Below are 19769 nucleotides of genomic sequence, written 5' to 3' on the forward strand. Positions count from 1 at the left end.
CACGGTTGTCACGGAGTTCCTTCCGGGCACCGGGCCAGTAGGGGGACACACGGCTCGTCCGGTTCGGGACCGGCGCCGAACCGGTGCAGGACGAGCCGGGCGGCGAGGGAGTTGTCGACCTCGCCCAGGTCGGCGCCGGCCGGCAGGCCGGGTCCCGCCGCGGCGAAGGTGGCGTGCAGCCGGTCGTCGCCGGTGTTCACCACGTGCGCGGCGCTCTTGGGCATCGGGCGCAGCACCGGGCCGCCGTCGACGGCGGACGAGGGCTGGTAGTCGTCGGCGAGCACCACGAAGGCCAGGGGGCCCGGCTCGGCCTCGTCCAGCGGGCGGCCGCGCTCGTCGAGGAAGCCGCGCACCACCGGCAGCGCGCCGTGCGGTCCGCGCAGCTCCCGCAGGGCGGCCAGGGCGCGGCGCATGGTCACACCGGTCAGCCGGGCGGGCACCCGGCCGTGCGCCAGCCCCTCGTGGTTCACCCGCAGCGACCCGTTGTTCGCCGGGTGGTAGACGACGTCCGAGCGGCGGGGGTCCAGGCCGCCGTCCGCGCCGCGGGCGGCCAGCCCGGCGGCGATCAGCGCCTCGTTGACGTGCACCAGGTGCGTACTGCCGACCATGCCGTGGTCGGCGCCCAGGATGACGGTGTCGTCCTCGGCGGCGCGGCGCAACACCCGGCCGAGGAGGTCGTCGGCGGCCCGGTAGCAGTGGCGGACGGCGTCCCAGATCCGGGCCGCCTCCTTGGGCCGGTGGGCGGCGCTGCGCTCGTCGCACCAGCCGCTCATCTCGTGGCCGATGTCGTCGGTCCACGGCAGGTACATCACCACCAGGTCGGCGTGGTGGCCGTCGAGGACGGCCTGCACGGCGGCGCCGAAGGACCGCACCACGCAGTCCACCGACGCGACGAACTCCTCCTCGGCCGACCCGTCGCCGCCGTCGACGAGCCGCGGGCCGAACAGCCCGCCGCGGTACAGCGGGCCGACGCCCTCGCCCGCGAACACCGGGGTGCCGGCCAGCGCGTCGACCAGCGACCGGTCGGCGCCCGCGGTCCTGGCGGTCCAGGTACCGGTGCGCACCAGCGCCGGACCCCGGGCGGTGTCACGGCAGCGCGCCCAGAACCCGGTGCCCGCGCCGAGCCGTACCGGCGTCCACGACGGCGAGCCGGTCAGGTCGTACGAGGTGCCGCCGGCCCGCAGCAGGACGCCGCCCGCCGTGGTGTCGACCTCGACGGGCAGGCCGCCGGCCGGCCACGCGGTGACGGCCCCGGGCGTCAGCGGCAGCACGTCGTACCGGGCCGACCGGGTGCTGTACGCCTCGATGGCGGCGTCGACCGTGGCGCCGACCCGGCCCTCGCCGTCGAAGACCCACGGCGCGTGGACGAACGCGGTACGGACCCCGCGCCCGGCCAGCGTCCGCCAGACGGGCGGTCGCGCGGGGAAGCCGGGCGCGAAGCCGGACTCGTACCCGAAGACGTCGCCGTCGCCGGGCACTCCGAAGCCGCTGACCCCGTGCTCACCGGTGGCGGCCCCGGTGAACAGGGTGGCCAGCGACGGCGGTGTCTGGCAGTTGGGCGTGGGCGGCCGGCCCGCGGCCCGGCATCCCCGGGCGCGCAGCTCGCTCACGGCGGGTAACGCGCCCTCGGCTTCGAGCCGGTCGACGATCCACCGCGCGGCCGCGTCCCACACCATCCAGTAGACCGTCATACGGGCGTCCCGGCGGCGAGCAGGCCGGGCAGCTCCCGCACCGAGTCGATGGTGACGTCCGCCTTGCCGGTCAGGCCCTCGGCGTGCTGGGCGGCGTACTTCCCGGTGCGCACCTGGACCGTACGGGCGCCCGCCGCGCGTCCGCCCTCGATGTCGGTGGTGGCGTCGTCGCCGACCACCACGCAGTCGGTGACGGCGACGCCCAGGGACCGCGCGGCCAGGTCGAAGAAGTCCGTGGACGGCTTGCCGAGCACCCGGGCGGTGGTGCCCGCCGCGTACTCCAGGCCCACGACGACGGCCCCGGTGTCGAGATGGTCGCCGTCACCGCGCCGGAAGTACCGGCCGCGCTGCGAGGCGATCAGCTCGGCGCCGTCCCGCAGCGCGCGGAAGGCGCCGTCCAGCGCCGGGTAGTCCAGCACGTCACGGCAGTCGCCCACCAGGACATGGGTGTACGGCGGCTCCTGGGTCAGCGCGGCGAACTCCGGGCGCAGCGCGGCCGACACCAGTGGCAGCACCCGGGCGCCGGGCACGCTGTCGAAGAGCACATGCGCCGCGCTGACCGGTGTGAACAGCTCCTCGACCCGCAGATCGACCCCGTACCCGTTGAGTTCGGCCGCGACGGCGGCGGGCGGGCGGGAGTCGATGTTGGTCAGGAAACGCAGCCGGGCGCCCGCCGCCCGCAGCTCCCGCAGCGCCTCGGCCGCGCCGGGCAGCGCGGCGCCGGAGGCGAAGAGCGTGCCCTCCAGGTCGAGCAGCACCACCGGCGGAGCGGTCATCGGGCGACCACCGCGGCCAGTTCCGGCCGCGCGGCGACCGAGTCGAGCAGGAAGGTCAGCTTGGAGTAGTAGCCCCGCTCGTTGTTGAGCCCGTGCTCGCCGAGGTACGCCTCCAGCCAGCGCGCGATCTCGTCGATCTCGGTCAGCACGGCGCCCGCGTCCGGCTCGACGGCGGTACGGCTGCGCAGGTACTCCAGCTCGCACTGGCTGAGCACGACGTCAGGGGCGTCGATCAGGCTGACGTGGTCGAAGAAGATGCCGTAGACGTGCCCGGTGCGCGTGGACTCGAAGTTGACGTCGTAACGGACCCGGCGGAAGGAGGGCAGCCGCGTCGAGACCACCTTCAGCTCGTCGCGCACATAGGCGTCGAAGCCGTCCTCCGCGTCCACGCCGTACGTGTGGCTCTCCCGGCGGGAGAACGTGTCGGCGGTGTACCACTTGCGCTTGACCAGGTTGCGGCCGTCGGTGGTCGGGATGAACGACACATAGCCGCGGTCCGGTTCGGGAGCCGTCACCTGGTAGAGGTGGTTGGTGTAGTCCCACGCCTGGAACTCGTCGCGGTACTCCATCACATACCCCGGCAGACCGCCCGCGCGCAGCCGCCGGTACAGCTCCACGGTCGCCGTCCAGATGTCGACCGGCGGTCGGAGCGTGTACTTGTACTCCATCTCCTGGCCGGCGAAGCACTTGCGGTAGTAGCGCTGGTGGTTGTTGAGGAACAGCGCCTTCTCCGCGTGCAGCCGCACCGCCTCCGGGAGCCAGTCCAGCTCCTCCACGGCGGACACCGCGAGCGGTTCGGGCGTGATCCGGATGAAGCAGGCGTCCTCGGCCGTGAACCGGATCTGCCCGTGCACATGCGCCCGCGCGCCCTCGTCGGTGTGCCGTACGGCGACGTGGAAGAGCGGCACCAGCGGGCCGGGGCCGCCGCCCGCCAGCTCGGTGAGCACCGGTCCCGGCAGCATGTCGGGGAAGAGATCGGCGCCGTGGACCTTGGCGAGCGCCGCCCGTCCGGCGCCCCGGCCGCGCAGTTCGACCTCCCCGAGGCCGGCCCAGTCGAGGACGACCGTGTTCTGCGGGAAGTGCTCGTGCGGGGCCGCGCCCAGCGGGACGACGACGACCGGGTCGGTGCCGGACACCGGGGCCGACCCGTTCAGATGGTGCAGGCCGCCCAGGACGAGCCAGGCGCTGTCGACGGTCACGAGATCTCCTCACTCTGGTTGCTCAGCACAATGCTGCCCCCGCTGATGGTCGCCTCGCCGGTGCCGGACAGATCCGGCGCGGCGACCGCGGGCACGCCCGCCTCGCGCAGCAGGATGGCCAGGTGTCCGAGGGCCGATCCCTGGTCGAAGACGAAGCCGGCGACATGGCCGATGAGGACGGAGAGCACCGCGTAGGGCCGGCTGGTGTGCACGATCGGCCTGCGCGGCGCGGCGGCCACCCGCGCGATGATCGCCGCGAGCCCTTCGTGCTCGCTCACATCGGTCGACTTGTCGATGCTCACCGCGGGGCCGATGGACAGCCGGCCCAGCAACTCGTCCTCCTCCAGCCGCAGCAGGGGGCCCTGCGCGGTGCCGGGGGAGATCTGCACCCCGCCGGTGGTGGAGAGCAGCTGTTCCTCGGCGCCGAGCACCGAGTAGTCCACGAACCAGACCGTGCCCGCCTCGTACACCCACTCCAGCGTGGTCGGCCCGTAGCGGTCCCGCATCACGGCGGTGAAGCGCGCCAGCGCGGGCAGATGCGGCAGCAGCGGGGCGGCCTGCGGGGGCGCGGTGGTGTTGCCGGGATCGTCGGGCGGGCGCCGTACGTCGGTCACCGTGATCGTCCGGCCGCCCGCGGTGCCCCGGTTGAGCGCCATCAGCCCTTCCGGGGTGAACTCCACGATCAGCCCGTCGCCGGACGGGTGGCTGATGACGCCCAGTTCACCGCGTACGTAGTCCCGTACCACGGCGGCGTGCAGCAGGCTGCCGTCGGCGGCGGAAGCGGTGATCTGGGCGAGCCGGGGCAGCACCTCGTCCTTGGGCACCACGATCTGGCGCAGGCTGTCGCCGAGGTCGAGGACGCACTCGGCGGCGGCTCCGGTGGCCAGTTCGCCCCGCAGCCGGGCGGCCAGGTCCTGGTCGGCGAGCCCGCGGCCGTTGAACCGCAGCACCCAACCGGCGCCGGTGGCCACGCCGTTCTCCCGGGCCAGCCGGTGGACCGGGCCGCGCTTGGCGGTGTAACCGGCGTAGACGGCCGCCACGTCACCGAGGTCGAAGTCGGCGGGCAGGTCGTCGAAGTACAGCCGCCTGGTCTCGGCGACCGGTTCGGTACGGTGCCGGGCACGCTCGTTGGTGGCGGTGAGCGGCCGGACCTGGAGGAGGTGCACCCCCTCGTCGTCGGCGGCCCATTCGACGTCGACGTGGTGTCCGGCGTGGTCGCGCAGATCGGCGGCCAGGGCGCACACCTCGGTCAGCACCGCCTCGTGCGGGGCGCCCGCCAGAGCGGTGGAGTCGGCCCTGACCGGTGTGTCCAGCCCGGCGACGAGCCGGTCGGCCAGCCCCTCGACGTATTCGACGACGACCTGGTCACCAGCCGCCGGGTCGAGGCCGGTGAAGGCCACGCCCGCCAGCCGAGGCCGGATCATGCGCTGGACGACGACGGCCAGCCGGGGCCGCGGGTCGTGGTCGCCCGCGCGGACCCGGGCCGCCACCGCGGTGGCCTGGTAGTGCGAGGCCCAGCAGCGCTCGACCGCGGCGACCACCGCGTCGAAACCGGTCACCCCGAGCACGGTGTCGTGCACCCCGGCCAGGCTGGCGCCCGCGCTGTCCTCGTCCAGTCCGGAGGAGCGGACGGCGAACCGCTCGGCGTCGAGGTCGCCGAACACGTCCTTCAGCCGCAGGCGCAGCAGGGCGCGGGTGGCCTCGGGCATCCGGATCGCGGAGCCGATCTCGTGGATTCGGGCGACGGACTCCGCGTAGAAGGCGCCGACGGTGGCGCGCAGATCCGAAAACGCTTCCGCCAGGGCGGCACGCTGCTCGTCGGTGAGCGCGTCGGCCAGCTCACGGGCCGGCAGGCACATCGCCGCGGGCACCCGGTGCCGTGCGCTCCGGGCCGCGAGGGCGGCGAACTTGGGGCCGACCTCGTCGGCGGTGACGGCGGTGCGCAGACCGGGAAACCGCCGGCGCGCGACCTGCTTGTCGAAGTCGATGTGAATATCGCTCGACCGGGGTCCGCTGGCGCCCTGGTACTTGCCGTCGTACAACTCGATGTCGCCCTGCGGGCGCCACCACATCATCTGACCGATGTTCATGCCCGGGTAGAGACGGACCCGGTTGAGCGTGTAGAGCTGAAGCGTCCACTGGCCCTTGTAGCCGATGTCGCCGAGGCCGGAGGACAGATGGATGAAGATGCCCAGCCGGGCGATGGAGGAGCGGGCGGCGAAGGTGGGCGCGTAATGATCGCTGCCCAGGGTCTCGACGGTGTGCGCCAGGTATAAGCGCCGGGGTTCGAGGACGTATCCGTCCTCGGGTATGGTGATCTCGTCGTACGGATTTTCGTGCCGAGGGTCCAGGGAATCTTCCCGATAGACACGTAAAGTGGCGCCGAGCCGGAAATTGTAGCTGTTCGGGTTGACTTGATCCGAAGTGAACGGCTCGATCGTGATTCGGCCGTTCGCCCTTTCCTTCTCGATTTCTCTGCCGGTCAGGATCAAGCGTCCTCCACGTCTGAACCTTCGACCAAGTATTCACCCGCTGTTCAACAACGGCAAAGCATCCGCCAGTTGGCTGATTCACAGCAAGTGCTACCGGTTGATAGTGACGATCGTCACACTTGTGGTCTCCACCCATGGCCGCCGGACCCGTTGGATACGGTCGACACCCAGTCGGGAGTGCGCCGACCCGTGGTGTCTCCACTCGTCCCCGCCCTCGCGATATCGCCCCCCACCCCGGCTCACGGCGCCGTCGCGCCGGTCCGACCTGGAGAACTCGATGGACCGATCTCGCGAGAGCGGCGCCGACGAGCGCCCCCTTCTGCTGGTCGTCTCGACCGGCCCGCGCGACTACCGCGAGTACCTTTTCGCCGCCATGCACACCCGTTACCGCATCCACCTGATCAACACGGTGGAGCCGACGTGGGAGCGGCCGTATCTGGTCGGCAGCAGCCTGGTGGCCACCACCGACGTGGAGCTGGTCTCCCGGGCCGCCGCCGAGGTCGCCGCGCGCGAGCCGGTGCACGGGGTGCTGAGCTGGGACGAGGCCAGGGTCCACCAGACGGCGATCGTGGCCGGCGAACTCGGTCTGCCGACCAGCCCCGCCGAGGCGGTCTGGCGCTGCCGCGACAAGCACCAGAGCCGTACCGCGCTGGCGGAGGCCGGACTGCCGCAGCCCGCCTTCGCGTTGGTGGGCACCGCCGAGGAGGCGACCGCCGCCGCGGCCCGGATCGGCTACCCGGTGATCGTCAAACCCCGTGCGGCGGCGGCCAGTTACGGCGTCTCCCTGGTGGCGTCACCGGAGGACATGGCGAGGTACTTCACCTTCGCCGACGACGCCACGGTCCCGCACATGCCCGACTACGACCGGGCCGTCCTGGTCGAGGAGTACCTCACCGGGCCCGAGATCAGCGTCGACTCGGTGGTCCACGGCGGGCGGGTGCGCCCGCTGTTCGTCGGGCACAAGCGCGTCGGCTTCCCGCCGTACTTCGAGGAGACCGGCCATGTGGTCTCCCACCGCGACCCGTTGCTGTCCGACCCCGATTTCCTGACGCTGATGCAGCGGACGCACACCGCGCTCGGGTTCACCGACGGATGGACCCACGCGGAGCTCAAACTCACCCCGGAAGGACCCCGGTTGATCGAGGTCAACGCCCGGCTCGGCGGCGACCTGATCCCTCATCTCGGCCAACTCGCCTCCGGCGTCGACCCCGGACTGATCGCCGCCGCGGTGGCCTGCGGACGCGAGCCGGAGATCACCGCAGACCGCGACCTGGTGGCAGCCGTGCGGTTCTGCTACGTCGACCACGACGACACCCTCATCGAGCGGGCGGAGTTCGACACCGCGGCGCTCCCGCCAGAGATACGGGCGGCGGTGGTGCTGGCCCGGCCCGGCGACGTCGTCTCGCCGCCCCCGCGCGGCCTGGTGTCGGGACGCGTCGCCTACCTCACCGCGGCGGCTCCCACGGCCGCCGAGTGCGAGGCGGCGCTCGACACCGCGGTACGGGCGCTGCGGGTCACCGAAGGCGGCCGGGTCGACGCGCGGTGAGCGGGACGGGGACCGGGCCCGCCGGGGGCGAGGCGGGGATCCGCGCCACCTTCACGGAGTCGTCGTTCGCGGTCAAGGCGCTGCTCTTCGGCGTGCTGGTCAACAAGCTCGGCGCCTTCATGCAGGTCTATCTGGTGCTGTTCATGACCAGCCGCGGCTTCACCGATGTGCAGGGCGGTCTGGCGCTGGCCGCCTACGGTGTCGGGTCGGTGCTCGGCGTCCTGCTCGGCGGCGGCCTGACCGACCGGCTCGGCGCGCGCTGGACCATCGCCGCGGGCATGTCGAGCACCGCGGTGCTGCTGGTCGCCGTCCTCCATGTGCGGCTCTACCCGGCGCTGCTGGCGGCGGTCGCGCTGGTCGGCATGATCAGCCAGGTCTACCGGCCGGCCGCGGCGACCGTGCTGTCGCAGGCCACCCCGCGGCACCGCCAGGTGATGGTCTTCGCGATGTACCGGCTGGCCCTCAATCTGGGGACCACCGCCGCGCCCCTGCTCGGCGCGCTGCTCCTGTCGGTGTCGTACAACCTGCTCTTCTACGGTGAGGCCGTCGCGGCTCTCGGCTACGCGGTCGTCGCCCTGTTCGCCCTGCCGCCGCGCCCGGCGGCGACCGGCTCCCCGGACCCGGCGGCCGGGGCCGCGAAGTCCTCGGGCGGCTACCTCAAGGTGCTGGCCGACCGGCGCTACGCGGCCTATCTGCTGGCGATGCTGCTGAACGCGGCCGTCTACATCCAGTACCTCAGCACCCTCCCGCTGGCCATGCGCGACGCGCACCTGAGCACCGTCTGGTACGGCGCCGTGGTGGCCCTCAACGGCGCCGTCGTCATCTGCTTCGAGCTGCTGATGACCAAGGTCGTCCAGCACTGGCGGATGCGTACGGTGCTCACCGTGGGCTTCGTCCTGCTCGGCTCCGGCATGGCCCTGTACGCCCTGCCCGGCGGACCGGCCGTCTTCGTCGTCGGCACACTGCTGTGGACGCTGGCCGAGATCGTCGAGGGCCCGACGATGTTCGCGTACCCGGGGATGGCGGGACCGCCCGAGTCCAGCGGGCGCTACATCGGGGCCGCGCACGCCATGTTCGGCATCGGCTCGGCCGTCGGCCCGGCGGCGGGCGTGCTGCTGTGGAGCGGGATGGGCCAGGCCGCCTGGGTGCTGATCGGCGCGACGTCCGTACTGGCGCTGGTGCCGGCCTGGTACGGGATCGGTTCGGTCGGGGCGGCGGCCTCCGGCGGGGGTGCGTCCGAGGAGGGCGCGGGGGAGGCGGCGGACACGGGGGACGCGGCTGCCGCGGAGGCGGCGGGCTGAGGGGGCGCCGCGCTTTGTCGGCGCTCGGGGTCGCTTGGGGTCGCTCGGGGTCGGCGCATGGGGTCGGCGCCTGGGGTCGGCGCTTCTCGGCAGGGTCGGCGGTCGGGTGTGCGCGGGCGCTGTCGGCCGGTGACATGTTTCGGCGAATTTCGGTCGCCGGTAGTCGCATTGGAGGATGATCACGTCGTATGGCCATCGACTACCGCAAGCGTCCCAAGGCGCCCACCGCCGCCATCAGCCTGGAGAAGATCGCGGGCCGCGCGCCCGGACTCGTCAGCCTCTACAAGACCGCCGCGGTCTCGCTGGCCAAACACCGGGTCAGCGGTCAGCGCGCCGCCGTCTACCTCGTACTCGACCGTTCCGGCAGCATGCGCCCGTACTACCGCGACGGCTCCGTGCAGCACCTCGCCGAGCAGACGCTCGCGCTGGCCGCGAACCTCGACGACGACGGCGTCGTGCCCGTCGTCTTCTTCTCCACCGAGATCGACGGGACCGCCGAGATCAGCCTCGACGCCTACCGCGACCGGATCAATCCGCTGCACGACTCCATGGGCCACATGGGACGCACCAACTACCACGTCGCCATGCAGGCGGTCATCGACCACTACGAGGCGTGCGGTGCCACGGACCCGGCGTTCGTGATCTTCCAGACCGACGGGTCCCCGAGTTCCAAGACCGCCGCCGAGCATGTGCTGTGCACGGCGGCGAAGCTGCCGATCTTCTGGCAGTTCGTCGGCTTCGGCGACGACGAGTTCCGCTTTCTGCGGAAGCTGGACGAACTGCCGGCGCCGGGGCGGCGGGTGGTCGACAACGCCGGGTTCTTCGCGGCGGGGAAGTCGCCCACGACCATCTCCGACGCGGACCTCTACGACCGGCTCCTCCAGGAGTTCCCCCTCTGGCTGACGGCGGCCCGGGCGGCGGGCGTGATCCGGGACTGACACCGGGGGCCGTACGGGAGTTGCCGCCGGGCGTGTTTCGGCCCTGACGCCAGGGCTGTACGTCGTACAGCGTCGCCGCGCGTCGCCCGTTGTCCTACGGGGTCGCCGCCCGGCGTTCCGGCGTGCCCTCGATCCGGCGACGGCGGCCGAAAACGGGCGGAGGGCTTTCGGCCGTTTCCCCGGACGCGGTGGCGGGCCCGCCGCGAGGCCCGCGGTCGTATACGTCGTATACGAAGCCGCGCCGGAGCCGTACTCCGCCGCGGGTGCCGCCGAGGCGCGCGAAGCTCAGGGCAGACCCTCGGCGGAACGTAATCGTTGCCCGACCCCAGGGCCCTTTATGCGGGTCGAAGGCACTCTGACCGAAAGATGCCCTGAGCAACTTCTCCTTGCTTTCCCTTGGTTGACGGCCACCCCGAGGCACCTCACGATCCCGTTAGGTGCTCAATACATCTGAATGTGTGTAACGGGCACGTTGCGAGGGGCCGTCGAGCGGCCCGGTCATCACGGGGGCGCGGCCAGGCGCCGCGCACGGCACCGAACGAAGCGGAGGACGACGCATGTGCGGAATCGCCGGATGGATCTCCTACGAGCGCGACTTGAGGGCACAGCAGGCCACCGTCGACGCGATGACCGAGACGATGTCCTGCCGCGGCCCGGACGCCCGGGGCACCTGGGTGAAGGGGCCGGCCGCCCTCGGCCACCGCAGGCTCGCCGTCATCGACCTGCCCGGCGGGCGCCAGCCGATGAGCGTCGACACCCCGCACGGGCCGGTCGCCATGGTCTACTCCGGCGAGGCGTACAACTTCACCGAGTTACGCGGTGAACTCGCCGCGCGCGGCCACCGTTTCACCACCGACTCGGACACCGAGGTGGTGCTGCACGGCTACTTGGAGTGGGGCGCGGCGGTCGCCGAACGCCTCAACGGCATGTACGCCTTCGCGATCTGGGACGACCGCGAGCAGAAGCTCGTGATGATCCGCGACCGGATGGGCATCAAGCCGTTCTACTACTACCCGACCGCCGACGGCGTGCTCTTCGGGTCCGAGCCCAAGGCGATCCTGGCCAACCCGCTCGCCGAGCGGACCGTGACGGCGGACGGGCTGCGCGAGCTGTTCGCCTTCGTCAAGACCCCCGGCCACGCGGTCTGGAAGGGGATGCGCGAGATCGAGCCCGGCACGGTGGTGACCGTCGACCGCGGCGGCATACGCACCCACGTCTACTGGTCGCTGGAGACCCGGCCGCACACCGACGACCAGGAGACCTCCGTCGCGCACGTGCGTACGCTGCTCGACGACATCATCCGCCGGCAACTGGTCGCCGACGTCCCGCGCTGCACCCTGCTCTCCGGCGGCCTGGACTCCTCGGCGATGACCGCGATCGCGGCCGGCCAGCTGGCCGAGACCGGCGAGACGGTACGCAGCTTCGCCGTGGACTTCGTCGGTCAGGCGGAGAACTTCGTCGCCGACGAGCTGCGCGCCACGCCGGACACCCCCTTCGTGCACGACGTCGCGCGCACCGCACGGACCGAGCACCAGGACATCGTGCTCGACTCCGACCAGCTCGCCGACCCCGAGGTGCGTTCCCGGGTGATCCGGGCCAGGGACCTGCCGGCCGGGTTCGGGGACATGGACGCCTCGCTCTATCTGCTCTTCAGGGCGATCCGCGAGCACTCGACGGTGGCGCTGTCGGGGGAGTCCGCGGACGAGGTGTTCGGCGGCTACCAGCAGTTCTTCGACCCCGAGGCCCGCAAGGGCGGGAACTTCCCGTGGCTGGTGAAGTTCGCCGAGCAGTTCGGCGAGGACGAGAGCATCCTCACCGAGGGCGCCGCCAAGCTGCTCGACCTCGACGGCTACACACGTGACAGCTACGCCACGGCCGTCACCGGCGTCCAGCGGCTGGACGGGGAGAGCGACTTCGAGTTCCGGATGCGCACGATCTCGTATCTGCACCTGACCCGGTTCGTCCGCGTCCTGCTGGACCGCAAGGACCGGGCCAGCATGGCGGTCGGCCTGGAGGTGCGGGTGCCGTTCTGCGACCACCGGCTGGTCGAGTACGTCTACAACGCGCCGTGGGCGCTGAAGTCCTTCGACGGCCGGGAGAAGAGTCTGCTGCGCGAGGCGACGGCGGACGTGCTGCCCCGGTCGGTCTACGACCGCGTCAAGAGCCCGTACCCGTCCACGCAGGACCCGGCGTACGCGGTCGCGCTCCAGCGCGGCCTCAAGGAGCTGCTGACCCGGCCGTCGCACCCGGTCTTCGACCTGGTCAGCCACGCGTGGCTGAAGCGGGCGGTGGAGATCACGACGCCGCAGATCACGCAGGCGTCGCGCCGCGGCCTGGAACGCACGCTCGACCTGGCCCTGTGGCTGGACCTCTACACCCCCACCCTCACCCTCGCCTGACCCCGTCCCCGCCGCCCGCCGCCCGCCGCCCGCCGCCCGCGCCCCGCGCCCCCGCGAGGCGCGGCCGCGGCCGTCGCGGGGTTTCAGAGCGGAAGGTCGTCGGGCAGAAGTCGGAAGGACTTGTGGCGGCCGATCGGGCGCACGGCCCGGAAATCGCGGCGGCCGAGAGTGAGGACGGCATCGGTGTCGTATTCGGCCGCGAGGGCGACGTTCACCGAGTCCGCAAGGTCGAGGTTGAGCGCTGTGTACCGGGCTCGTACGGCCTGCGCGGCCGAGAGATGGGCTTCGGTGATTTCCGGCACGGCGATCCGACTCGCACGCATCCACCGCTGGATGTCGTCGATCGCGCTGACGGCCGCCGCCCGTCCCAGCTCGCGGGTGGCCACGTGATCGATCTCGGCGAGCAGCAACGGAGACATCACGAGGAGACCGGCCGCCATGATCGCTTCGTTGGCTCCCTGATGCTCCGGGTGCGCGGAGTCGAGCGCCGCCAGCAGACCGGAGGTGTCGGCGACGACGACGATCACGCGGTGACCCCGGACTCACCCTCGCGCTGGACGGCGTCGGCCACCGCGCTGCGGACGTCCTCCTTGGAGGGGGTTCGGCCCGGACCCTCGAAGGTGCGGGAGAAAAGCGGTTCGTCCCAGACTCGATTGGCCATGGCCGCGAGATGGATGCCCTGGCGGATGATCTCGGCCTCACTGATCCCACGCCGGGCGGCCGCCTCCTTGATGATCGCGAGGTCCTCGGGGTCCGCGTAGACGTTCGTACGTTTCATGGACATGTACCAAGAGTTGTTGATGTACCAGAGATGCCCCACGGCTCCCCTATGCCGCGACGCCCGACCCGTGGGCCTTGTGGTGGTCGTTGGACGGGTCAGCCGACCAGTACCCGCAGGGCGTCGTCGCTGACGAAGATCCGACCGTAGCGGCCTTCGGAGAACTGGCGCAGGAGCCCAAGGCTGACAAGCTTGTTCACCGCATTGCTCGCCGCCTGGTAGCTGACGTCATAACGTTCTGCGGCCCAGGTGATCGTGAGCATCGGATAGCCGATCAGGTCATCGACGATGCGCCTGGTGATGCCCTTGGAGCGCGCGTCGTGCAGAGTGTCGAGCATGCTGTTCTTCAGTTCGACAAGCGTTCCTATGCGCTCCACGGCCTCCTTGGCCTGCGCGGCAACCGCCTCGCAGAAGAACCGCACCCACGGCTCGAAGTCGCCTGTCGCGCTGACTTCGAACAGGTGGTCCTGATAGGCGCGGCGCCGGGACTCCAGCCACGGTGACAGCGCGATGGCGTGAAGCGCCAACTCGCCGGCGGACATCAGTTGCAGCAAGGCGACGAGTCTGCCGAGCCGACCGTTCCCGTCGTTGAAGGGGTGCAGCGTCTCGAACTGGTAGTGCCCGATCGCCATACGCACGAGCAGCGGCATGTCATCGCTCGTCTCGTTGATCCAACCCTCCCATGCGAGCAATCCGTCCCGGAGGTGGTAGCCGTGCGGACAGGGAACGAAGCGCGCGTTCTCGACATCAGCGGTTTTCAGGCCGATGAACACGTCCGTGGTGCGCACACGGCCCGCCTGGACAGTGTCACTTGACGTCCCGCGCACGAGGGTGCCCTGCAGGTGCTCCAGGAAAGCCACCGTGAGTGGCCGGTCCTTGATCCATCCAGTGGCGGCCTCCGCCGCCGTGACGTAGTTCCGGATCTCGGCGACCTCCGGGCTGATCGCGGAGGCATCCTCGAAGTCGGCCTTGAGGACGTCTTCCATCGCTGCGTAGGTGCCCTCGATCGCAGAAGTGCTGAGGGCCTCACGCCGGATCGAGAGCCGTGCCAGCAGGTCGGGATTGGGAAGGTGCGTCACGGCTTGGTCCGCCCGGGCCACCAGGCCGGCAGCCCGGACTACTGCTGTGTACGTCCTGGGACTCAACGGGACTTCCGTCGGCGGCGGCGCCGGAAGAAAGGCATGCGTGGTGTACTCGCGCTGGTTGCGCGGATCGAACCCACTGATCGGGACGAGAGTGCCGACGGGGGACTGGGCAAGGCGAGACATGTCCACAAATCAAGATTAGCAGGAAAAACTTGAGAAGCGACCTCGGCTTTTCAAGTCGGCTTGAGTACCTGGATCTGATCCCCAACATGCGTCTTTACGGAGACGGTGTGTGGATGTCTCACCCGAGAGGGCTTGAAATGTATGGTTTCAAATTCAAGTTTTAGTCACTCTGACGATGCTCGGGGGCCTCGGGGGCCTCGGGGGCCTCGGGGTCCGGGAGCGGTCTGCGGATGGCGGGGCGGCTTCCGTCATGGTTCGTCCCTGACCGTGGATTCGAGCGCGGGCACCCGGGCCGTCGGTCTACGCGGGCAGCTGCCGGTCAGCCGTTGAAGGTCTTCCGGAGGCGTGATGCCGCCTCGGTCAGGACGTCCTCGCGTTTGCAGAAGGCGAAGCGGACTTGGGTGCGGCCGATGTCGGGGTGGTCGTAGAAGACGGAGTTGGGGACGGCGACGACGCCGCAGCGGTCGGGGAGGGTGCGGCAGAAGGTGAGGGCGTCGGTGCCGGGGGCGAGTTCGGCGATGTCCGTGGTGATGAAGTAGGTGCCCTGCGGCACGTAGACCTGGAAGCCGGCGTCGCGGAGCCCGGTGGCCAGCAGATCGCGTTTGGTCCGCAGTTCGTCGCGGAAGGCGGCGAAGTAGGTGTCGGGCAGGCGCAGCGCGTCCGCGACGGCGTACTGGAACGGTCCCGCGCTCACATACGTCAGGAACTGCTTCGTGGTCCGCACCGCCGCCACCAACTCCCGTGACCCGGTGACCCAGCCGACCTTCCAGCCCGTGAAGGAGAAGGTCTTGCCCGCCGAGGAGATGGAGACCGTGCGGTCGCGCATGCCCGGCAGGGAGATCAGGGGAGTGTGGGCCGCGCCGTCGAACGTGAGGTGCTCGTAGACCTCGTCGGTGACGACGAGCAAGTCGTGTTCGACAGCGATCGCGGCAATGGCGGTCAGTTCGTCGTGGGTGAGGACCATGCCCGTCGGGTTGTGCGGGGAGTTGAGGAGCAGCAGTCGGGTGCGCGGCGTGATCGCGTCCCGCAGCGCGTCGAGGTCGGGGCGGAAGTCCGGCGCCCGCAGCGTCAGCGGCACCCGCACCCCGCCGGCCATCGCGACGCAGGCCGCGTAGGAGTCGTAGAAGGGCTCGAAGGCGATGACCTCGTCACCGGGTTCGAGCAGCGCGAGCATGGCCGCGGCGATCGCCTCGGTGGCACCCGTGGTGACCAGCACCTCGGTGTCGGGGTCGAACGACAGCCCGTAGAAGCGCTGTTGGTGCTCCGCGATCGCCGTACGCAGTTCTGGGACTCCCGGCCCCGGCGGGTACTGGTTGCCGCGCCCGTCGCGCAGCGCCCGCACCGCCGCCTCCCGTACGGACTCGGGCCCGTCCGTGTCCGGGAAGCCCTGCCCGAGGTTGATCGCGCCGGTCGCCACCGCCAGCGCCGACATCTCCGCGAAGATCGTCGTCCCGAGGCCGTCCAGCCTCCGGTTCAGCAACGGTCTGCCCCGCATACGCCCACACCCGCTTCCCCTCGCGCGCGCCGCCGGCCGACGCCGACCACCCGCGTCACCCGCGCCCACCGCCCGGTCCCGCGCCCGAACCCGATACCCATGCTGATACCGATCAAACGAGCGTACTTGGTCGTCATACCGGAACACCTGAACTCACAAGCGCTCCAAGGGATGGAAAGTACGTACAGATGGGTAAAAAGGCTGAGGGCAGCCCACGATTCATGATTCCGTAGTGAACGGACCCCTTCGGTCCACGGACCCACGTGGGCACGAGCCGGCGCACCTTCCGACAGGTGCGGGTCGGCCCAACTTCCACCGCGTGTTTGATCCCCCTGCGTGCTTGCGGAGCCGACCCATGCTCACCACCCTTCAGACCGCTTATACGGACACCCGTGCGGGAGATCTCGCCTGGTGCCTCGGAAAAGACGCGCTGCCCGCCCTCGCCGTGCTCGGCGTACGGGTCGGCGATGCACGCGGGCTGCGGGCCGAGGTGGAATTACGGCTGCTCGGCGCCTCCCATCAGGTGCTCGTGGACGCCGGGCGGGGAGTGGACTGCTCGGAGACGGTCGCCTGTCTTCCCGGCAGCCAGGCTCCGCTGCCCTTCGGCGTCGCGCGCCGCGTCGGGGTGTGGGACTACGAGTTCGCGGCGCGCATCGAGACCCTGTCGCAGGGCTCGTTCGCGGGCCGGGCCCAGGAGTTGCTCGCGCTCGTCGCCGACCACCCGAACGGGCTCGCGGGCACCTTCCCCGGCGATCCGCACGCCTTCACCGCGATGCTGGTGCAGTGCGCGGAAGGGAGCGTGCGCTGGCGCACATGGCACGCCTATCCGCAGGAGGGGCGGCTGGTGACGACACGGACGCGGGTCAGCGTCATGGGGTGAGGGCCGTCGCGCGCCCCCCTCTCGTCGGCCGGACCGTCGTACGGACGGGTCCGGCCCGCCGCGGGGGCGCGCGGAAAGCGGCACGATCCCCTACCGCCATTGGGCGTCATATAACCCTCCACTGCTGCCAATTGCACCCTTGTGGGTGACTTGTCGCGGCACGACCCTGACATAACGTGCACTCATGATCGACCGGACGGCCCGCCGACAGACCCCCCGACTTCCCCTCCCGCTGCCCCTGCCCGTGCCCCCGAAGGCGGCCCGCGCGGTAGTCCTCGCCGCGGTCTTCGTCTGCGCGGCCTGCGGTCTGGTCTACGAGCTGGAACTCGTCGCGCTCGCCTCCTATTTGGTGGGCGACTCGGTCACCCAGGCGTCCGTCGTGCTGTCCGTGATGGTCTTCGCGATGGGCTGCGGTTCGCTGTTGGCAAAACGGTTACGCACCCGCGCCGCCGCGGCTTTCGCGGCCGTCGAATCCGCCCTCGCCCTCGTCGGCGGACTGTCCGTCATGGCGCTCTACGCCTTCTTCGCCTGGTACGGGCAGGCCCGGATCGCCATGGTCGGCTGCGCGTTCGCGATCGGCGTGCTGATCGGGGCCGAGGTGCCGCTGCTGATGACGCTCGTGCAGCGCATCCGGCGCCAGGACGCGGGGGGCGCGGTCGCCGACATCTTCGCCGTCGACTACGTGGGCGCGCTGGTCGGCGGCCTCGCGTTCCCCTTTCTTCTGCTGCCGCACTTCGGGCAGTTGACGGGCGCGCTGGCCACCGGCGGGGTCAACGCGGTGGCCGGGAGCGCGACCGTGCTCTGGCTCTTCCGCGGCGATCTCGCGCTCCGCACCCGGGTGTGGCTCCTGGTCGCGAACGTCAGCGTGCTCGCCGTCCTGGCCTGCGCCGCCGTGGCCGCCGGCCCCTTCGAACGCGTCGCGCGGCAGGCGGTGTACGGGGGCCGGGTGCGGGTGGCCGAGCAGACGGCCGTGCAGGAGATCGTGCTGACGGGCGGCTCCTCGGGCGGCTCCTCGCTCCGGCTCTTCCTCGACGGACGGCTGCGGGTGTGCGGGGCGGACGAGGTCCGCTACCACCAGGCGCTGGTCCACCCGGCGATGGCCGGCCCGCGCGGGCGCGTCCTCGTACTCGGCGGCGGCGACGGCCTCGCCCTGCGGGAGGTGCTGCGCTACCGCGACGTACGGTCGGCGACGGTGGTGGACGACGACGGTGAGCTGCTGCGGCTCGGCCGCACGGACGCGGGGCTCGCCGCGCTCAACGGGCACGCGTTCGCCGATCCGCGGGTACGTACGGTGACGGCGGACGTCTTCGACTGGCTGCGGGGACAGGCCGGGCGGGGGGCGTACGACGTGATCGTCGCGGATCTGCCCGACGCAGCGGTCTCGCGGAGCGCCAAGCTCTACTCGGAGGAGTTCTACGGGCTGGCCGCGCGGGCGCTCGCCGGCGGGGGGCGGCTGGTCGTGCACGCGGGGGGTTCGGCGCACGAGCTGTGGACGGTCGACGCGACGCTGCGGGCGGTGGGGCTCGCCGCGGCGCCGTACGTGCTCGGGGGCCGCGCCTGCGGGCGGGACGAGCCCGCGGACTGGGGGCTGCTGCTGGCCTCGCCGGGGGCGCCGCGGCTCGCGCTCCCGAGGGGCGCGCCGCGGGGCCTGACCGTCACGACGGCCTCGCTGTCGGCGGCGTCCCACCGCGCGCAGACCGTCAGACCCGCCCGCGACCTCCCCTCCTCCACCCTCCTCCGCCCCCGCCTCGCCCCCTGACCGCCAGCAGCGCTACGGCGAGCTACGCCCGCCAAAATCAGCCCGTCCACCGCCCTGCCGGCCCTGGCGCCGTACGCCCGCCAAATTCAGCCCGTCCACCGCCCTGCCGGCCCTGGCGCCGTATGCCCGCCAAATTCAGCCCGTCCACTGCCCTGCCGGCCCTGGCGCCGTACGCCCGCCAAATTCAGCCCGTCCACCGCCCTGCCCGCCCCAGCGCCGTACGCCCGCCAAATTCAGCCCGTCCGGCGTTTGAGGACACAAAGGGCGGGCGGGTGGGCGAAAAAGACCGCGCCGCCCACCCGCCAGGGCCCCGCACTCCTGGGTAGGCTCCGCCGCATGGAGCACGAGTCCTTCGTCCCGACCCCCGCCCCCCTCCTGGCCCAAGCCCTCCGCACTCCGGGCGCGGTCGCCCGGAGCCTGCCGGGCTGGCAGCCGGACCCGTCGCCCCCCGCCGGCGCGGAGGGGCCGGGCCAGAGCGGCCGCCTCCGCCTGCGCGTCGCCGGCTCGACCATCACCTACCGCGGCACCGTGACGGTCCGCGGCACCGCCTCCCCGTTCACGCTGGAAGCGCACGGCACGGAGGTACGCGGCTCGGGCACGGTCCGGCTGACCGCGCAGATCACCGTGGCGCCGACCGAGCACCCGGACCCGGGCACCACGCTGACCTGGCACGGCCGGGCGCAGGCCGACGGCCGCCTCGCGTCGTACGAGCCCGCGGTCGTGGAAGCGGCGGTCCGCCGCCTGCTGGACCGTTTCGCCGCCGAGCTGGCCGCCCACGCCCCGGAGGAGCCGCCCTCGCCGGAGCCGTCGGGCCTCAACGAGCCGCAGGCCCCCGTGGCGCCGCCGTCCGAGCGGGAGCCCGCCGACCGGGAACCCGAGGAGCCCGACGAGCCCGAGGAGCCGGAGGAGGACGTCGTCGACGACCTGGGCGAGCCCCTGCCCCCCGCCGGGCTGGACGACTTCGAGCTGGTCGAGGTCGAGGTGGAGGTCCCGGAGAGCGCAGCCGCGCTCGACGACCTCGTACCGCCCGCGGAGGCCGCCCACGCCCGCCGTACGATGATCGGCCGCAGCGCGGAGGAAGTGGACCACGCCCCGCCCCGCGGCCGGTACGCGCCCGTGCCGGCGCCGGACGCCTCGTCCGCTGCGGCGACCCTGCGATGGGCGGCTCCGGCCGCCGCCGCCCTGCTCGCTTCCGCCGTGGTCGTCGGCCGGGTGCTGCGCCGTCGCAAGTGACGCCCGCTACGCTC

Annotated in this window: 15 protein-coding genes; 7 read left to right on the forward strand and 8 right to left on the reverse strand. The window is 71.8% G+C overall.

What is annotated here, in order from left to right; all coding sequences use genetic code 11:
- Nucleotides 1-8 precede the first annotated feature (8 nt).
- Genes OHA30_RS19020 through OHA30_RS19035 form a run of 4 tightly spaced genes read right to left on the reverse strand, consistent with a single transcriptional unit; the run spans nucleotide 9 to nucleotide 6158 of the window.
- A complete protein-coding gene (locus OHA30_RS19020) occupies nucleotides 9-1691 on the reverse strand; it encodes an alkaline phosphatase family protein (protein WP_328915059.1) in 1683 nt (560 codons plus the stop codon).
- Nucleotides 1688-2467, reverse strand: a complete 780-nt coding sequence (locus OHA30_RS19025; RefSeq protein ID WP_328915060.1) for an HAD-IIA family hydrolase — start codon at nucleotides 2465-2467, stop codon at nucleotides 1688-1690. Before OHA30_RS19025 ends, OHA30_RS19020 begins: the two co-directional genes overlap by 4 nt.
- A complete protein-coding gene (locus tag OHA30_RS19030) occupies nucleotides 2464-3666 on the reverse strand; it encodes a hypothetical protein (protein WP_328915061.1) in 1203 nt (400 codons plus the stop codon). Before OHA30_RS19030 ends, OHA30_RS19025 begins: the two co-directional genes overlap by 4 nt.
- Entirely contained in the window at nucleotides 3663-6158 is a 2496-nt protein-coding gene (locus tag OHA30_RS19035) for a dCTP deaminase domain-containing protein (protein ID WP_328915062.1), read from the reverse strand. The genes OHA30_RS19030 and OHA30_RS19035 overlap by 4 nt, the downstream gene beginning before the upstream one ends.
- Before the next feature lie 277 nt (nucleotides 6159-6435).
- On the opposite strand from OHA30_RS19035, the gene OHA30_RS19040 reads away from it, so the two are divergent.
- The 4 genes from OHA30_RS19040 to asnB all read left to right on the forward strand — a co-directional run bounded on the left by OHA30_RS19040 (nucleotide 6436) and on the right by asnB (nucleotide 12342).
- The gene (locus OHA30_RS19040) at nucleotides 6436-7704 is read left to right on the forward strand and encodes an ATP-grasp domain-containing protein (protein ID WP_328915063.1); all 1269 of its coding nucleotides are present in this window, start codon (nucleotides 6436-6438) and stop codon (nucleotides 7702-7704) included.
- Entirely contained in the window at nucleotides 7701-9005 is a 1305-nt protein-coding gene (locus OHA30_RS19045; RefSeq protein ID WP_328915064.1) for an MFS transporter, read from the forward strand. Before OHA30_RS19040 ends, OHA30_RS19045 begins: the two co-directional genes overlap by 4 nt.
- A gap of 188 nt (nucleotides 9006-9193) precedes the next feature.
- The gene (locus tag OHA30_RS19050; RefSeq protein WP_328915065.1) at nucleotides 9194-9943 is read left to right on the forward strand and encodes a vWA domain-containing protein; all 750 of its coding nucleotides are present in this window, start codon (nucleotides 9194-9196) and stop codon (nucleotides 9941-9943) included.
- Nucleotides 9944-10500: 557 nt separating this feature from the next.
- Nucleotides 10501-12342, forward strand: a complete 1842-nt coding sequence (gene asnB, locus OHA30_RS19055; RefSeq protein WP_328915066.1) for an asparagine synthase (glutamine-hydrolyzing) — start codon at nucleotides 10501-10503, stop codon at nucleotides 12340-12342.
- Nucleotides 12343-12425: 83 nt separating this feature from the next.
- On the opposite strand, the gene OHA30_RS19060 is transcribed toward asnB, so the two are convergent.
- From OHA30_RS19060 to OHA30_RS19075, 4 genes are all read right to left on the reverse strand, one after another.
- Nucleotides 12426-12869 (reverse strand): PIN domain-containing protein, encoded by a 444-nt coding sequence (locus tag OHA30_RS19060; RefSeq protein ID WP_328915067.1) that lies wholly within the window; start codon nucleotides 12867-12869, stop codon nucleotides 12426-12428.
- Nucleotides 12866-13126, reverse strand: coding sequence for a CopG family transcriptional regulator (locus tag OHA30_RS19065; protein WP_328915068.1), 261 nt, complete (start codon nucleotides 13124-13126; stop codon nucleotides 12866-12868). Before OHA30_RS19065 ends, OHA30_RS19060 begins: the two co-directional genes overlap by 4 nt.
- Before the next feature lie 92 nt (nucleotides 13127-13218).
- On the reverse strand, nucleotides 13219-14388 hold the full coding sequence (locus OHA30_RS19070) for a Fic family protein (RefSeq protein ID WP_328917905.1): 1170 nt from the start codon (nucleotides 14386-14388) through the stop codon (nucleotides 13219-13221).
- Between the two features lie 319 nt (nucleotides 14389-14707).
- The gene (locus tag OHA30_RS19075; RefSeq protein WP_328915069.1) at nucleotides 14708-15883 is read right to left on the reverse strand and encodes a pyridoxal phosphate-dependent aminotransferase; all 1176 of its coding nucleotides are present in this window, start codon (nucleotides 15881-15883) and stop codon (nucleotides 14708-14710) included.
- A 355-nt stretch (nucleotides 15884-16238) separates the two neighbouring features.
- Here OHA30_RS19075 and OHA30_RS19080 point away from each other — a divergent pair, with 355 nt between their 5' ends.
- From OHA30_RS19080 to OHA30_RS19090, 3 genes are all read left to right on the forward strand, one after another.
- Nucleotides 16239-16763 carry a DUF2617 family protein gene (locus tag OHA30_RS19080; protein WP_328915070.1) on the forward strand — a complete coding sequence of 175 codons (525 nt, stop codon included), beginning with the start codon at nucleotides 16239-16241 and terminating at the stop codon, nucleotides 16761-16763.
- Between the two features lie 184 nt (nucleotides 16764-16947).
- Nucleotides 16948-18522, forward strand: coding sequence for a polyamine aminopropyltransferase (locus OHA30_RS19085; protein WP_328915071.1), 1575 nt, complete (start codon nucleotides 16948-16950; stop codon nucleotides 18520-18522).
- Between the two features lie 336 nt (nucleotides 18523-18858).
- Nucleotides 18859-19755 (forward strand): CoxG family protein, encoded by an 897-nt coding sequence (locus tag OHA30_RS19090; RefSeq protein ID WP_328915072.1) that lies wholly within the window; start codon nucleotides 18859-18861, stop codon nucleotides 19753-19755.
- Nucleotides 19756-19769 lie beyond the last annotated feature (14 nt).

This window comes from Streptomyces sp. NBC_00223 (assembly GCF_036199905.1).
Lineage (GTDB): Bacteria > Actinomycetota > Actinomycetes > Streptomycetales > Streptomycetaceae > Actinacidiphila.

Excerpts from the sequence above, each read along its gene's own strand:
- OHA30_RS19040 (WP_328915063.1), top strand. The coding sequence starts at position 6,436 with ATGGACCGATCTCGCGAGAGCGGCGCCGACGAGCGCCCCCTTCTGCTG.
- OHA30_RS19080 (WP_328915070.1), top strand. The coding sequence starts at position 16,239 with ATGCTCACCACCCTTCAGACCGCTTATACGGACACCCGTGCGGGAGAT.
- OHA30_RS19065 (WP_328915068.1), bottom strand. The coding sequence starts at position 13,126 with ATGTCCATGAAACGTACGAACGTCTACGCGGACCCCGAGGACCTCGCG.
- OHA30_RS19075 (WP_328915069.1), bottom strand. The coding sequence starts at position 15,883 with ATGCGGGGCAGACCGTTGCTGAACCGGAGGCTGGACGGCCTCGGGACG.
- OHA30_RS19050 (WP_328915065.1), top strand. The coding sequence starts at position 9,194 with ATGGCCATCGACTACCGCAAGCGTCCCAAGGCGCCCACCGCCGCCATC.
- OHA30_RS19070 (WP_328917905.1), bottom strand. The coding sequence starts at position 14,388 with ATGTCTCGCCTTGCCCAGTCCCCCGTCGGCACTCTCGTCCCGATCAGT.
- OHA30_RS19025 (WP_328915060.1), bottom strand. The coding sequence starts at position 2,467 with ATGACCGCTCCGCCGGTGGTGCTGCTCGACCTGGAGGGCACGCTCTTC.
- OHA30_RS19090 (WP_328915072.1), top strand. The coding sequence starts at position 18,859 with ATGGAGCACGAGTCCTTCGTCCCGACCCCCGCCCCCCTCCTGGCCCAA.
- asnB (WP_328915066.1), top strand. The coding sequence starts at position 10,501 with ATGTGCGGAATCGCCGGATGGATCTCCTACGAGCGCGACTTGAGGGCA.
- OHA30_RS19020 (WP_328915059.1), bottom strand. The coding sequence starts at position 1,691 with ATGACGGTCTACTGGATGGTGTGGGACGCGGCCGCGCGGTGGATCGTC.
- OHA30_RS19085 (WP_328915071.1), top strand. The coding sequence starts at position 16,948 with ATGATCGACCGGACGGCCCGCCGACAGACCCCCCGACTTCCCCTCCCG.